Origin of the sequence: Pseudomonas capeferrum, assembly GCF_000731675.1 — a bacterium.
In the GTDB taxonomy this organism is placed as follows: domain Bacteria; phylum Pseudomonadota; class Gammaproteobacteria; order Pseudomonadales; family Pseudomonadaceae; genus Aquipseudomonas; species Aquipseudomonas capeferrum.
The window spans coordinates 265,658-279,411 of record NZ_JMIT01000002.1 but is presented as its reverse complement, the minus strand read 5'-3'; the positions used below and the strand labels follow the sequence as shown (position 1 = coordinate 279,411).

Genomic DNA, 13,754 nt, shown 5'->3' with positions numbered 1-13,754 from the left:
GCTAACCCACAGAGCTTAGACGCAACGCTATGAACGGCATCGTCAGAACAGTGACAGGGTGTGGCAGCAGGAGTTTCAGGGCATCGTCTGTCTATGCTGGTACAGGCGGCGCAGGTCTGGAGTAGACTTCAGGCCTCTGCACTCATAAGGACGTTGCCATGCTGAAGATCTGGGGCCGCAAGAACTCGAGCAATGTGCGCAAGGCGCTGTGGATCGCCCACGAGCTGGGCCTCGACTTCGAATCCATCGATGCCGGCGGCGCTTTCGGCGTGGTCAACGAGCCGCACTACCGTGCACGCAACCCCAATGGCCTGGTGCCGATGCTCGAAGATGGCGACCTGACCCTGTGGGAGTCCAATACCATCGTGCGCTACCTCTGCGCCGAATATGGCCAAGAGCAGGGTTGGTACCTGGACGACCCGCGGCAGCGGGCCCTGGCAGACAAGTGGATGGACTGGACCACCTCGTCCTTCGCCACCCCGTTCCGCCCGTTGTTCTGGGGCCTGCTGCGCACGCCTGAAGACCAGCGCGACTGGGTGGCGATCAACGCCGCACACAAGCAGTGCGCGCAATTGCTGGCGATTGCCGATGAAACCCTGGCCAGGCAACCCTACCTTTCCGGTGACCAGATCGGCATGGGCGACATCCCACTGGGTAGCTTCATCTATGCCTGGTTCGAACTGCCCATCGAACGCCCGGCCATGTATCACCTGGAGGCCTGGTACGCGCGCCTCAAACAGCGCCCCGCCTATCAGGCAGCGGTGATGACAGCGCTGACTTGAACCTGCCTCGATAGTCACTATCAATACACATGACTGTACTTGTGCGGCCAGCCCTAGCACCATGGCCGCACTCACTGCGCCAGTGATTTGCCCTGGCGTGTCCTGACCTTTTCACTCGGTACGTGACCCGCTATGAGTTCTGCCCTGTCCATTCGACAGCTGACCAAAACCTACGGTAATGGCTTCCAGGCCCTCAAAGGCATCGATCTGGACGTCGCCGAAGGTGACTTTTTCGCCTTGCTCGGCCCCAACGGCGCCGGTAAATCCACCACCATCGGTATTCTTTCGACCCTGGTCAACAAGACCAGCGGCACGGTGAACGTGTTCGGCCACGACCTGGACCGCGAGCCTTCTGCGCTCAAGCGCTGCCTGGGCGTGGTGCCGCAGGAATTCAACTTCAACCAGTTCGAAAAGACCTTCGATATCGTCGTCACCCAGGCCGGCTATTACGGCATCCCACCCAAGCTTGCCAGGGAACGCGCCGAGCAGTACCTGACCCAGTTGGGCCTGTGGGACAAGCGCGACGTGCAGTCGCGTTCGCTGTCGGGTGGCATGAAGCGCCGGCTGATGATTGCCCGTGCGCTGATCCATGAACCGCGCCTGCTGATTCTCGATGAGCCCACCGCTGGTGTGGACATCGAGCTGCGCCGGTCGATGTGGAGCTTCCTCACCGAGCTCAACCAGAAGGGCATCACTATCATCCTCACCACGCATTACCTGGAAGAGGCTGAGCAGCTGTGCCGTAACATCGGCATCATCGACCACGGCACCATCGTCGAGAACACCAGCATGCGCCAGCTACTGGGCAAGCTGCATGTCGAAACCTTCGTCCTCGACCTCAAGCAGGACCTGCCCGCCGCCCCTGTGCTACAGGGCTACCCGTGCCGGTTGATCACCCCGCATACCCTGGAGGTGCAGGTGGACAAGGACATCGGCATCACGGCGCTGTTCGGCCAGCTGGCGCTGCAGAACATCGAAGTGCAGAGCTTGCGCAACAAGACCAACCGACTTGAGGAGCTGTTCGTGTCCCTGGTGGAAAAAAACCTGTCGAAGGTGGCCGTATGAGTGTGGAACTGCGCACCAACTGGGTCGCCCTCAACACCATCGTCTACCGTGAAGTGCGGCGCTTCCTGCGGATCTGGCCACAGACCTTGCTGCCGCCAGCGATCACCATGGTCCTGTACTTCGTCATCTTCGGTAACCTGATCGGCCGGCAGATCGGCGACATGGGTGGTTTTACCTACATGGAGTACATCGTGCCCGGGTTGATCATGATGTCGGTCATCACCAACTCTTATGGCAATGTGGTGTCGAGTTTCTTCGGCAGCAAGTTCCAGCGCTCGATCGAAGAACTGATGGTGTCGCCGGTATCGCCGCACACCATTCTCGTCGGCTATGTGCTGGGCGGCGTATTGCGTGGGCTGGCAGTGGGGGTGATCGTCACGATCCTGTCGATGTTCTTTACTCACCTGCAGGTGCATCACCTTGGCGTCACTGTCGTCGTGGTGCTGCTGACGGCCACGATTTTCTCGTTGCTCGGCTTCGTCAACGCGGTGTTCGCACGTAACTTCGATGACATCTCGATCATCCCCACTTTCGTGCTGACGCCGCTGACGTACCTGGGCGGGGTGTTCTATTCGATCAACCTGCTGCCGCCGTTCTGGCAGGCCGTGTCAATGGCCAACCCGGTGCTGCACATGGTCAACTCGTTCCGCTACGGCATCCTAGGGGTGTCGGATATCAGCATTGGCACGGCGATCACCTTCATGCTGGTCGCCACTGCGGTGCTCTACACCCTCTGCATTCGCCTGCTGGTCAGCGGCCGCGGCATGCGTGCATGAGCATTTGAGCTTGCGCCGGCGCCACTGCCGGCCAACCCACCAGCGCCAGTACAGCATGGTGGTGAAGTAGGCGAGGATGCCCAGCACCACGCCGCACACCACCGAGCCCAGCAGGAAGGGTTGCCACACGGTCGACAGCTGGTCGGTGATCCATTCGAAGGTCAGTTCGTCGGGCAGTGTGCGCGGCGGGATCTGCAACAGCCAGGCGCCGGTCATGTAGGTGATGAAGAACACCGGTGGCATGGTCAGCGGGTTGGTCAGCCATACCAGGCTGACGGCGATTGGCAGGTTGCCACGTACCGGGATCGCCAGCGCAGCGGCCAGCAGCATCTGCATGGGGATGGGGATCAGCGCTGCGAACAGCCCCACGCCCATGGCCCGAGCCACCGAGTGCCGGTTCAGGTGCCAGAGGTTCGGGTCGTGCAGCAATTTGCCGAAAAAGCGTAAGGACTTGTGTTCCCGAATGCTGGTCGGATCCGGCATGTAGCGTTTGAAAAGACGGCGCGGCATGTAGGCTCCCGGGGCGTTTATCGGGCCAGTATGCCTTGAATCCCTAACCGCCTCGTTTAGAGTTTGTGACAATTGTTGAGCAAGGTTTGCCAGCATTTGCGCTATGCCTCAGAAGGTCATTTCGCTTCTGGGGCTCTACCTTATGCGCACAGGGATGTTTGCGCTCGCACTCGGGCTGCTTTGCCTGGGTTTTCTTCCCGTATTGCCATCGGTCGGATGGCTGCTTGTGCTGTTGCTCGGCGCCGTCGCCAGCCTGTTCACCCGGTTGTGGCCATTGGGCTGCTTTGTGCTGGGGCTGTGCTGGGCGTGCTGGTCGGCCCAGCACGCGCTGGACGATCGGCTCGCGCCTGGGCTTGATGGCCGCACAGTGTGGCTGGAGGGCAGGGTAGCCGGCCTGCCGAGCCGCACCGCGCAAGGTGTGCGGTTCGAGCTGGAGCAGGCCGCTTCGCGGCGTGGCGCATTGCCACGGCGCTTGCAGCTGAGCTGGTACGACGGGCCGCCACTCAGGGCGGGCGAGCATTGGCGTTTGGCGGTGACCTTGCAGCGCCCTGCCGGGCTGCTGAACCCGCACGGGCCTGATCGCGAAGCGCAGTTGCTGGCCCGGCGGATTGGCGCCACTGGCACGGTCAAGGCTGGGCAGGTGTTGAGCGCTGTGGCCGGTGGCTGGCGGGACGAACTGCGCCAACGCCTGCTGGCGGTCGATGCCAACGGCCGGCAGGCGGCGCTGGTGGCGTTGGTGCTTGGGGATGGCGGGGGCCTGGCCCGCGAGGATTGGCAGACGTTGCAGGCCACGGGTACGGTCCACCTGCTGGTGATCTCTGGGCAGCATATCGGCCTGGTCGCGGGCCTGCTGTATGGCTTGGTCGCCGGGCTGGCGCGGTGGGGGCTTTGGCCCGCACGGCTGCCCTGGTTGCCCTGGGCGTGTGGCTTGGCCATGGCGGCAGCACTGGCCTATGGCTGGCTGGCCGGCGCTGGCGTACCGGTACAGCGCGCCTGCCTGATGCTGGCCGTGGTGCTGCTCTGGCGCCTGCGTTTTCGCCACCTCGGCGCCATGCTGCCGTTGCTGCTGGCGCTGGTCGCGGTGCTGCTGGTTGAACCGTTGGCGGGGCTGTTGCCTGGGCTCTGGCTGTCGTTTTCTGCTGTGGCCATTCTTATCTATTGCTTCGGCGCCCGGTTGGGCGGCTGGCGGCCCTGGCAGGCCTGGACGCGGGCGCAATGGGTGATCGCTATCGGTTTGCTGCCGGTGCTGCTGGCCACTGGTTTGCCGGTGAGCCTGAGCGCGCCGCTGGCCAACCTGCTGGCGGTGCCGTGGGTCAGCCTGGCGGTTTTGCCGTTGGCGTTGCTGGGTACGTTGCTTTTGCCCCTGCCGGGCTTCGGGGAGGCGCTGTTGTGGCTGGCTGGTGGCTTACTGGATGTGCTGTTCAGGGTGTTGGCCGTGGTAGCGGGCTGGCGGCCAGCCTGGGTGCCGCCGGCTCTGCCGCTGTGGGCCTGGGCGTTGGTTGGCGTGGCCGCGCTGTTGGTGTTGTTGCCCCGTGGCGTGCCCATGCGCGGGTTGGGTGGGGTCATGCTGCTGGCCCTGTGGGTACCCAGAGAGCCGGTGGCGGCAGGGCAGGTGGAAGTCTGGCAGTTGGATGTCGGCCAGGGGCTGGCGGTACTGCTGCGTACCCGTCATCACAGCCTGCTCTACGATGCCGGGCCGGCCACGGGTGAGTACGACCTGGGCGAGCGGGTGGTGCTGCCAACCCTGCGCAAGTTGGGGGTGGGCAGCCTTGACCTGATGTTGATCAGCCACGCCCACGCCGACCATGCGGGCGGTGCTGGGGCTATCCACCGTGGGCTGCCGGTCAGGCGGATGCTGGGTGGCGAGGCGCTGGAGGGCCTGGCGCTGCAACCATGTGTCAGTGGGGAGCAATGGGAATGGGATGGCGTGCGCTTTTCGCTATGGCGTTGGGCTGAAGGGCAGAGCAGCAATGACCGCTCTTGTGTGCTGCTGGTCGAGGCGCAGGGGGAGCGGCTGCTGTTGGCGGGGGATATGGAGGCGGGTGCCGAACGGTCATGGCTGGCGGCCCACGGGGCGACACGTATCGATTGGTTGCAGTCACCGCACCATGGCAGCCGTAGTTCGTCCACCGAGGCGTTTATCCGCGCTACGGCGCCGCGCGGGGTACTGATTTCGCGGGGGCGTAACAACAGTTTTGGTCATCCACATGCGCAAGTGGTCGAACGTTATCGGCGGCATGGGCTGGCGATTCATGATACGGCGGTGGAAGGCGCGTTGCGGTTGGTGTTGGGGGCGCAGGGGGCGGTGGAAGGTGTGCGCGGGCAGCGGCGGTTTTGGCGGGGTGGGGAATGAGTCCCTGAAGCGCTACCGCTGAAAACCCGGCAGCCAATTCCCTGACCTTCGGCAGATGAGCCCCCTGCGCTCCTATGATAGAGTGGCGGCCTTTTTCCGAAGGGGCGTTTACTGTGTGGGAATTGGTCAAGTCCGGTGGTTGGATGATGCTGCCGATCATTCTGAGTTCCATCGTTGCCATGGCTATCGTCGTCGAGCGCCTGTGGACCCTGCGCGCCAGCCGCGTGACCCCGCCACACCTGCTGGGCCAGGTCTGGATGTGGATCAAGGACAAGCAACTCACCAGTGACAAGCTCAAGGCCCTGCGCGCCGATTCGCCGTTGGGCGAAATCCTCGCTGCGGGCCTGGCCAACTCACGCCATGGTCGCGAGATCATGAAAGAGTGCATCGAGGAGGCCGCGTCGCGCGTCATCCACGACCTTGAGCGTTACATCAGCACCCTCGGCACCATTGCCGCGATGGCCCCGCTGCTGGGCTTGCTGGGCACCGTATTGGGCATGATCGACATCTTCAGCGCCTTCATGGGCTCGCAGATGACTGCCAATGCCGCTGTCCTGGCCGGCGGTATCTCCAAGGCACTGGTCACCACCGCAGCGGGCTTGATGATCGGTATCCCGGCGGTGTTCTTCCACCGCTTCCTGCTGCGCCGCATCGATGAGCTGGTAGTCGGCATGGAGCAAGAGGCGATCAAGCTGGTGGAAGTGATCCAGGGCGACCGCGAAGTCGAAGTGGCCGGAGGCAAGGCGTGAAGTTTCGGCGCAATCGCCAGCGGGAGAACGTCGACATCAACCTGGCGTCGTTGATCGACGTGGTGTTCGTCCTGCTGCTGTTCTTCGTGGTCACCACCACCTTCACCCGCGAGACCCAGCTGCGCGTCGAGCTGCCCGAGGCCGCCAGTGCCGAGCAGCCGCCGGCCGATGAGGGCAAGCGGGTGGAGATCACCATCAGCGCCGAGGGCGTGTATTCGGTGAACAACAACCTGCTGCCCAAGAGCGACCTGGCCACCTTGAGCGAGGCCATCGAGCAGGCGGCGGGCGGTGATCACAGCTTGCCACTGGCGATCAGCGCCGATGGCAAGACCCCGCACCAGGCCGTGGTTACCGCGATGGATGCGGCCGGCAAGCTCGGCTTCAGCCAGTTGCGCATGACCACCGTCGAGGCCGCCCAGGGGACGCCTTGATGGCCTTCGCCGACCGATTGCTCGCTGCCTGGTACGCCGGGCATCCGGCCCTGGCGCTGCTGCGCCCGCTCGAAGCCCTGTACCGCCGTGTGGTGATGCGAAAGCGTGCGCGTTTTCTCAGGGGTGAAAGCGCCAGCTACCGAGCCCCAGTGCCGGTCATCGTGGTGGGCAACATCACCGTGGGCGGTACTGGCAAGACACCGATGATCCTCTGGCTGATTGAGCATTGCCGAAAGCAGGGGCTCAAGGTCGGGGTGGTCAGCCGCGGTTATGGCGCCAAGCCCATGCATCTGCCCTGGCGCGTCGAGGCCGATCAGCGCGCCGAACAGGCCGGTGATGAACCGCTGTTGATCGTGCAGCGCACCGGCGTGCCGCTGATGATCGACCCTGATCGGTCCCGCGCCGTACAGGCGCTGCTGGCCAGCGAGCCGCTTGACCTAATCCTGTGCGATGACGGCATGCAGCACTACCGCCTGGCGCGCGACCTTGAGCTGGTGCTGATTGATGCCGCACGTGGCCTTGGCAATGGGCGTTGCCTGCCGGCCGGGCCACTGCGCGAACCGGTCGAACGCCTGCAAGAGGCCGATGCGGTGCTGTTCAACGGTGCCAGCGCTGATTCGCAGGCAGGTTTTTCCTTCCGCTTGCAGCCGTCTGCGCTGGTCAATGTGCGCAGCGGCGAACGTCTCGGCCTTGATCTGTTCCCGGCAGGCCAGCGCCTGCATGCGGTGGCGGGTATCGGTAACCCGCAACGTTTCTTCAATACCCTGCTGGGGCTAAACTGGCAGCCGGTGCCGCACCCTTTTGCCGACCACGCACAATTCAGCGCCGACCGCCTGTCGTTCACACCGCCATTGCCGCTGGTGATGACCGAGAAGGACGCGGTCAAATGCCGTGCCTTCGCTGCCAACGACTGGTGGTACCTGGCCGTCGAGGCGCAGCCGTCGCCGGCGTTCAGCGCCTGGTTCGACAGCCAGCTGCAACGCTTGCTGCCCGGGCACCATAAGCCCTGAGCCCCTATTCAATTGCCGGCCACCTGGCCTCAAGGAAGCTTCCATGGACACCAAACTGCTCGATATCCTGGCCTGCCCGATCACCAAAGGCCCGCTCAAGCTCAGCGCCGACAAGACCGAGCTGATCAGCAAGGGCGCGGGCCTGGCCTACCCGATCCGCGACGGCATCCCTGTGATGCTGGAAAGCGAAGCGCGTACCCTGACCGACGACGAGCGTCTGGACAAATGAGCCTGGACTACACCGTGGTGATTCCCGCCCGCCTGCGCTCCACGCGCCTGCCGGGCAAGCCGCTGTTAATGATCGCCGGCAAGCCGATGATCCAGCACGTGTGGGAACAGGCACGTAAAAGTGCTGCCAGCCGTGTAGTCATCGCCACCGACGATGCCAGTATCGTCGAGGCCTGCCAGGCGTTTGGCGCCGAAGTGCTGCTGACCCGCGCCGACCATGAGTCCGGCACCGATCGCCTGGCCGAAGTGGCGGCGCGTCTCGGCCTGCCTGCCGACGCCATCGTGGTCAACGTGCAGGGCGACGAGCCGCTGATCCCGCCGGTGATCATCGACCAGGTGGCGGCGAACCTCGCGGCCCACCCGGAAGCCGGCATCGCCACCCTGGCCGAGCCGATCCACGAGCCGCAGGCCGTGTTCAACCCCAATGCGGTCAAGGTCGTCAGCGACAAGAACGGCCTGGCCTTGAGTTTCAGCCGTGCGCCGCTGCCCTGGGCGCGTGATGCCTTCGCCAAGGGCCGCGACCAACTGCCCGAAGGTGTGCCCTACCGCCGTCACATCGGCATGTATGCCTACCGCGTGGGCTTTTTGCAGGACTTCGTCGGCTGGGGCCCGTGCTGGCTTGAGCAGACCGAGGCGCTGGAGCAGTTGCGCGCCCTGTGGCATGGCGTGCGCATTCATGTCGAAGACGCCATCGAGGCGCCCGCCGTGGGTGTCGACACCCCTGAAGACCTGGAGCGCGTAAGGCGCCTGCTGGAGGCTTGATGCGCGTCCTGTTCGTTTGCCTGGGCAACATCTGCCGCTCGCCCACCGCCGAGGGCGTGCTGCGTCATCAGTTGCAGGCCGCAGGGCTTGCCGAGCAGGTGCACGTGGCGTCGGCTGGTACCGGTGACTGGCACGTCGGCAAGGCCCCAGACGGCCGTACCTGCAAGGCCGCGCTGGCCCGCGGGTATGACCTTTCGCAGCAACGCGCCCAGCAGGTGAGCGTGGCGCACTTTGCCGAGTACGACCTGATCCTGGCCATGGACGAGAGCAACCTGAGCCACTTGCGTGCCCTGCGCCCGCATTCGGCGTCAGGTGAGCTCGACCTTTTCCTGCGCCGCTATGGCGCAGAGCTGGATGAGGTGCCAGACCCGTACTACGGTGGCGCCGCCGGTTTCGAGCAGGTGCTGGACCTGATCGAGGTGGCGTGCCAGGCATTGGTGGTGGAAATCAAGGGGCGGTTATGACAGCGCTGTGGCAGGAGCAGGTTTCGCTCAAGCCTTTCAATACCTTCGGCATTGACGTCAAGGCCCGGCATTTCAGCCAGGTGCATGATGATGACGAGGTGCGCGAAGCGCTGGCCCAGGCGCAGCAGCGCGGGCTGCCGGTGCTGGTCATCGGCGGTGGCAGCAACCTGCTGTTGACCGGTGATATCGATGCGCTGGTGCTGCACATGGCCAGCCGTGGCCGCCGCGTGCTGAGTGATGATGGCGAGCGCGTGGTGGTTGAAGCCGAGGCGGGTGAACCCTGGCATCCGTTCGTGCAGTGGACGCTGGCGCAAGGTTTTTGCGGGCTGGAAAACCTCAGCCTGATCCCGGGCACCGTGGGCGCAGCACCGATGCAGAACGTGGGCGCCTATGGCGTCGAGATCAAGCATGTGTTCGCCGGCTTGACCGCGCTGGATCGTCAGACCGGTGAGTTGCGTGACTTTGGTCTGGAGGAGTGCGCCTTTGGCTATCGTGACAGCCTGTTCAAGCGTAACCCTGGCCGCTGGTTGATCTTGCGGGTGCGCTTTGCACTGAGCCATACGCTGCAGGCTCACCTGGATTATGGGCCGGTGCGCCAGCGCTTGGTGGAGCAGGGCGTTGAGCAGCCCAGCGCGCAGGCGATCAGCGACGCTATCTGCAGCATTCGCCGGGAGAAGTTGCCGGACCCGGCCGAATTGGGCAATGCCGGGAGTTTTTTCAAGAACCCGGTGGTCTCTGCTGAGCTTGTCGAGGGTATTCGTGGGCGTTTCCCGGGCGTTGTGGCTTACCTTCAGGCTGATGGCCAGGTGAAGTTGGCGGCGGGGTGGCTGATCGAGCAGGCGGGCTGGAAGGGGTATCGCGATGGCGATGCGGGCGTCCATCGGCTGCAGTCGTTGGTGCTGGTCAACTATGGCCAGGCGAGCGGGGCGCAGTTGCATGACTTGGCGCGGCGCATCCAGGCGGACATCCGCGAGCGGTTCGGGGTTGAGCTCGAGATGGAGCCTAATCTGTACTGATTGTTTGGCGCGGGCCGTTCCTGCGGCCGCGCAACCACCAGGCCACTAGGCAAGAAAAAGCCCCGCCAGTTCGCACTGGCGGGGCTTTTTCATTCAGCCGTTGGCATCAACCGTGATGAGGCTTGTGCTCATCAGCGGTTTCCAGGGCCGGCTCTGCAGCTTCCTGCGCGGCCTTGGCAGCAGCTTCAGCTTCACGCTTGCGGCGACGCACTTCACGTGGGTCGTTCGGCGCGCGGCCGTTGGCCAGCATGACGGTAGCAGCTTCAACCACGGCAGGTGCTTCGACCGGTGCAGGCTCGACAACAACTGGCGCTGGCTCCACGACCACTTCGGGTTGCGCTTCGACAACCACGGCAGCCTGCTCGGCAACCACGGCTTCTTCAACGGCTACCGGCGCCTGCTCGATTTCGCCGGCTTCAACTGCTGGCGCTTCGACTGGGGCTTCGACAGGCGCTTCGGCAACGACCACCGCTTCAGCGGCAGGGGCCGCTTCGACGACTGGCTGCGGCGTCACTTCGACCACGGGCTCGGCGCTGGCCTCGACCACGGCGACAGGCTCGCTGAAAGGCTGCTCGACCACTGGGGCAACAGCAACTTCCTCGGCCTGTGTAACAGCTTCGGCCTGCTCGGACGGTTTTGCCGCTTCGCTGTTGTCGGTTTCGACGACTTCGGCGGTGGCGCGCTCGGCCTGCTGGTTGGCTTGCGCTTCGGCATCGGCGCTGATGTTGCTGCTGGCAACAGCTGCGGTGACGGCCAGGCCGGCAGCCAGTTCGGCACCCAGCTCGGTGGCCTGGTGCTGTTGTGGCTGCTCTTCGCTGCCTTCGTCTTCGCTGCCTTCGATCAGCTCACCGTTGGCATTGCGCTGACGCTCGCGACGGTTGCTGCGACGACGCTGGCCGCGGGAACGGCGACGTGGACGCTCGCCATCTGCGCCTTCCTGCTCGTCCTGCAGCAGTTCATCGTTCGGCAGTTGCTCTTCGGCAAGCTCAGCAGCCTGCTCGGCCGCTTCTTCGGTGGCACGTGGCTGGCGCTCTTCACGCGGCGGGCGTGGGGCACGCTCTTCGCGTGGGGCGCGTTCTTCACGAGGGGCACGCTCTTCACGCGGTGCACGTTCTTCGCGAGGGGCACGCTCTTCACGCGGTGCGCGTTCCTCACGAGGGGCACGTTCTTCACGCGGTGCACGTTCCTCACGTGGTGCACGTTCTTCACGGGCTACACGCTCTTCACGTGGCTGACGCTCTTCGCGTGCAACCGGTGCCGGCATGGCCTCCAGTGGCTCGCGCAGTTCGCGTACCGGGCGCTCTTCGCGGTTGCCACGACGGTCTTCGCGTGGCTGGCGTGGTTGGCGCTCTTCGCGAGGTGCGCGTTCTTCACGCGGGGCACGTTCTTCACGTGGCGCGCGTTCTTCGCGAGGCTGGCGCTCTTCGCGTGGTTTGCGCTCTTCGTCGCGGCGGCCATTGCGGTTGCGGCTCTGCTGGCGGCCGTTACGGCGTTCTTCGTTGCGTGGCGTGCGATCAGCGGCTGGCTTTTCGGCCGTGACGGCCGGTGCGGCGACCGGTTCGTCCTTGCCGGCGAACAGGCTGACCAGCGACTTGACCAGGCCTTTGAACAGGCTCGGCTCTGGGGCGCTTGGCGCTGGGGCTACCGGTGCGGCGGGCTGCTGAGGCTCTTCGACAGCGCTCGGCACCGGTGCACTGGTGCGGGCCGGGGCGGTCTTGACCGCAGCTTCCTGGCGAACCAGGGTGCGCGTGGCGGCGGGTACCGGCGTCGCTTCTTCGGTCTCGGTGGCGGCGATCTCGTAGCTGGACTGGTTGTTCAGCACTTCCGGGTTGTCATCGCGCAGGCGCTGGACTTCGAAGTGCGGGGTTTCCAGGTGATCGTTCGGCAGGATGATGATGCGTGCGCGGGTGCGCAGTTCGATCTTGGTGATCGAGTTGCGTTTCTCGTTGAGCAGGAACGCGGCGACCGGGATCGGCACCTGGGCGCGCACTTCGGCGGTGCGGTCTTTCAGGGCTTCTTCTTCGATCAGGCGCAGAATGGCCAGCGACAGCGATTCGACGTCACGGATGATGCCAGTGCCCGAGCAGCGTGGGCAGACGATGCCGCTGCTTTCGCCCAGCGATGGGCGCAGGCGCTGACGGGACATTTCCAGCAGGCCGAAGCGCGAGATGCGACCCACTTGCACGCGGGCACGGTCGGCTTCGAGGCATTCACGCACACGCTCTTCAACGGCGCGCTGGTTCTTGGCCGGGGTCATGTCGATGAAGTCGATGACGATCAGGCCGCCGATGTCGCGCAGACGCAGTTGGCGGGCGATTTCCTCGGCCGCTTCCAGGTTGGTCTGCAGGGCGGTTTCCTCGATGTCGCTGCCTTTGGTGGCGCGCGCCGAGTTGATGTCGATGGAGACCAGGGCTTCGGTCGGGTCGATCACGATCGAGCCGCCGGACGGCAGGTCGACGACACGCTGGAAGGCGGTTTCGATCTGGCTTTCGATCTGGAAGCGGTTGAACAGTGGCACGCTGTCTTCGTACAGCTTGACCTTGCTGGCGTACTGCGGCATCACCTGGCGGATGAAGGTCAGGGCTTCTTCCTGGGCGTCGATGCTGTCGATCAGCACTTCGCCGATGTCCTGACGCAGGTAGTCGCGGATGGCGCGGATGATGACGTTGCTTTCCTGGTAGATCAGGAACGGCGCAGCGCGGTCAAGGGAGGCTTCCTTGATGGCGGTCCACAGCTGCAGCAGGTAGTCGAGGTCCCACTGCATTTCTTCGCTGCTGCGGCCAAGGCCGGCAGTGCGCACGATCAGGCCCATGTCGCCCGGCACGGTCAGGCCGTTCAGGGCTTCGCGCAGTTCGTTGCGCTCTTCGCCTTCGATGCGGCGGGAGATGCCACCAGCGCGTGGGTTGTTGGGCATCAGCACCAGGTAGCGACCGGCCAGGCTGATGAAGGTGGTGAGGGCGGCGCCTTTGTTGCCGCGCTCTTCCTTCTCGACCTGGACGATGACTTCCTGGCCTTCGCTGAGGACGTCTTTGATGTTGACGCGGCCTTCGGGGGACTTCTTGAAGTACTCGCGGGAGATTTCTTTCAGCGGCAGGAAGCCGTGACGTTCGGAACCGAAGTCGACGAAGGCGGCTTCGAGGCTAGGTTCGATGCGGGTGATCTTGCCTTTGTAGATGTTGGCCTTTTTCTGCTCACGCGCGCCGGACTCGATGTCCAGGTCGTAGAGGCGTTGGCCGTCCACCAGGGCTACACGCAACTCTTCGGGTTGAGTTGCGTTAATCAGCATTCTTTTCATGTTGTACCGTCGGTTTCCGGGCTGCCGGAAACGGCGTTCGGCACACACGACGTCTCATGGTCGGTGCCAAGGTGCGCAAAGGGTGGCGGGCCACCCCGTGTCGAGCGACGTTCGGCACCAGCCGGTTGCCCAGCCTGCCGTTGTCACGACGACGCGTCCTGTTTGCTGCGGTGCCTACCAGGCCCTTGTGGCTTTCGAATAGGTATCCGAATCAACCCAGCGGGCCAAGTGCACTCAGTCAGGAGGAGGAATCAACCTTCAGCCGTGGACGCCCGGAGGCATCTGTTTCAGGACCTTATCCGCTCGCCGGCCA

Annotated in this window: 12 protein-coding genes and 1 pseudogene; 11 read left to right on the top strand and 2 right to left on the bottom strand. The window is 64.3% G+C overall.

Translation table 11 applies throughout. The features are described from left to right. The first annotated feature begins 158 nt into the window (after positions 1–158). The 3 genes from PC358_RS13795 (at position 159) to PC358_RS13785 (ending at position 2,623) form a co-directional block, all read left to right on the top strand. Entirely contained in the window at positions 159–782 is a 624-nt protein-coding gene (locus tag PC358_RS13795) for a glutathione S-transferase (protein WP_033700589.1), read from the top strand. 132 nt (positions 783–914) lie between these two features. Then, a complete protein-coding gene (locus tag PC358_RS13790; protein WP_033700587.1) occupies positions 915–1,847 on the top strand; it encodes an ABC transporter ATP-binding protein in 933 nt (310 codons plus the stop codon). Next, positions 1,844–2,623 carry an ABC transporter permease gene (locus tag PC358_RS13785; protein WP_033700586.1) on the top strand — a complete coding sequence of 260 codons (780 nt, stop codon included), beginning with the start codon at positions 1,844–1,846 and terminating at the stop codon, positions 2,621–2,623. Before PC358_RS13790 ends, PC358_RS13785 begins: the two co-directional genes overlap by 4 nt. Positions 2,624–2,635: 12 nt before the next feature. On the opposite strand, the pseudogene PC358_RS27195 reads toward PC358_RS13785, so the two are convergent. Beyond that, a pseudogene (locus PC358_RS27195) lies at positions 2,636–3,133 on the bottom strand (DUF2062 domain-containing protein); the annotation flags it as partial. Between the two features lie 142 nt (positions 3,134–3,275). On the opposite strand from PC358_RS27195, the gene PC358_RS13780 reads away from it, so the two are divergent. From PC358_RS13780 to murB, 8 genes are all read left to right on the top strand, one after another. After that, entirely contained in the window at positions 3,276–5,486 is a 2,211-nt protein-coding gene (locus tag PC358_RS13780; protein WP_033701492.1) for a DNA internalization-related competence protein ComEC/Rec2, read from the top strand. 113 nt (positions 5,487–5,599) lie between these two features. Further along, complete coding sequence (locus PC358_RS13775; RefSeq protein ID WP_033700585.1) at positions 5,600–6,235, top strand: MotA/TolQ/ExbB proton channel family protein; 636 nt, start codon at positions 5,600–5,602, stop codon at positions 6,233–6,235. After that, positions 6,232–6,666, top strand: a complete 435-nt coding sequence (locus PC358_RS13770; protein WP_033700584.1) for an ExbD/TolR family protein — start codon at positions 6,232–6,234, stop codon at positions 6,664–6,666. Before PC358_RS13775 ends, PC358_RS13770 begins: the two co-directional genes overlap by 4 nt. After that, the gene (lpxK, locus tag PC358_RS13765) at positions 6,666–7,676 is read left to right on the top strand and encodes a tetraacyldisaccharide 4'-kinase (RefSeq protein ID WP_033700583.1); all 1,011 of its coding nucleotides are present in this window, start codon (positions 6,666–6,668) and stop codon (positions 7,674–7,676) included. Before PC358_RS13770 ends, lpxK begins: the two co-directional genes overlap by 1 nt. 43 nt (positions 7,677–7,719) lie before the next feature. Then, positions 7,720–7,905 carry a Trm112 family protein gene (locus tag PC358_RS13760; RefSeq protein ID WP_003247142.1) on the top strand — a complete coding sequence of 62 codons (186 nt, stop codon included), beginning with the start codon at positions 7,720–7,722 and terminating at the stop codon, positions 7,903–7,905. Beyond that, entirely contained in the window at positions 7,902–8,666 is a 765-nt protein-coding gene (gene kdsB / locus PC358_RS13755; protein ID WP_033700582.1) for a 3-deoxy-manno-octulosonate cytidylyltransferase, read from the top strand. The genes PC358_RS13760 and kdsB overlap by 4 nt, the downstream gene beginning before the upstream one ends. Further along, complete coding sequence (locus PC358_RS13750) at positions 8,666–9,130, top strand: low molecular weight protein-tyrosine-phosphatase (RefSeq protein ID WP_033700581.1); 465 nt, start codon at positions 8,666–8,668, stop codon at positions 9,128–9,130. The genes kdsB and PC358_RS13750 overlap by 1 nt, the downstream gene beginning before the upstream one ends. Beyond that, complete coding sequence (gene murB / locus PC358_RS13745; RefSeq protein WP_033700580.1) at positions 9,127–10,146, top strand: UDP-N-acetylmuramate dehydrogenase; 1,020 nt, start codon at positions 9,127–9,129, stop codon at positions 10,144–10,146. Before PC358_RS13750 ends, murB begins: the two co-directional genes overlap by 4 nt. A gap of 106 nt (positions 10,147–10,252) precedes the next feature. Here murB and rne read toward each other — a convergent pair whose 3' ends face one another. After that, positions 10,253–13,441, bottom strand: a complete 3,189-nt coding sequence (rne, locus tag PC358_RS13740; protein ID WP_033700579.1) for a ribonuclease E — start codon at positions 13,439–13,441, stop codon at positions 10,253–10,255. Positions 13,442–13,754: the final 313 nt, after the last annotated feature.

What these genes read in the sequence shown, in the direction of transcription:
- PC358_RS13790 (WP_033700587.1), top strand. Translation starts at nt 915, where the DNA reads ATGAGTTCTGCCCTGTCCATTCGACAGCTGACCAAAACCTACGGTAAT.
- PC358_RS13760 (WP_003247142.1), top strand. Translation starts at nt 7,720, where the DNA reads ATGGACACCAAACTGCTCGATATCCTGGCCTGCCCGATCACCAAAGGC.
- kdsB (WP_033700582.1), top strand. Translation starts at nt 7,902, where the DNA reads ATGAGCCTGGACTACACCGTGGTGATTCCCGCCCGCCTGCGCTCCACG.
- murB (WP_033700580.1), top strand. Translation starts at nt 9,127, where the DNA reads ATGACAGCGCTGTGGCAGGAGCAGGTTTCGCTCAAGCCTTTCAATACC.
- lpxK (WP_033700583.1), top strand. Translation starts at nt 6,666, where the DNA reads ATGGCCTTCGCCGACCGATTGCTCGCTGCCTGGTACGCCGGGCATCCG.
- PC358_RS13785 (WP_033700586.1), top strand. Translation starts at nt 1,844, where the DNA reads ATGAGTGTGGAACTGCGCACCAACTGGGTCGCCCTCAACACCATCGTC.
- PC358_RS13780 (WP_033701492.1), top strand. Translation starts at nt 3,276, where the DNA reads ATGCGCACAGGGATGTTTGCGCTCGCACTCGGGCTGCTTTGCCTGGGT.
- PC358_RS13795 (WP_033700589.1), top strand. Translation starts at nt 159, where the DNA reads ATGCTGAAGATCTGGGGCCGCAAGAACTCGAGCAATGTGCGCAAGGCG.
- PC358_RS13750 (WP_033700581.1), top strand. Translation starts at nt 8,666, where the DNA reads ATGCGCGTCCTGTTCGTTTGCCTGGGCAACATCTGCCGCTCGCCCACC.
- rne (WP_033700579.1), bottom strand. Translation starts at nt 13,441, where the DNA reads ATGAAAAGAATGCTGATTAACGCAACTCAACCCGAAGAGTTGCGTGTA.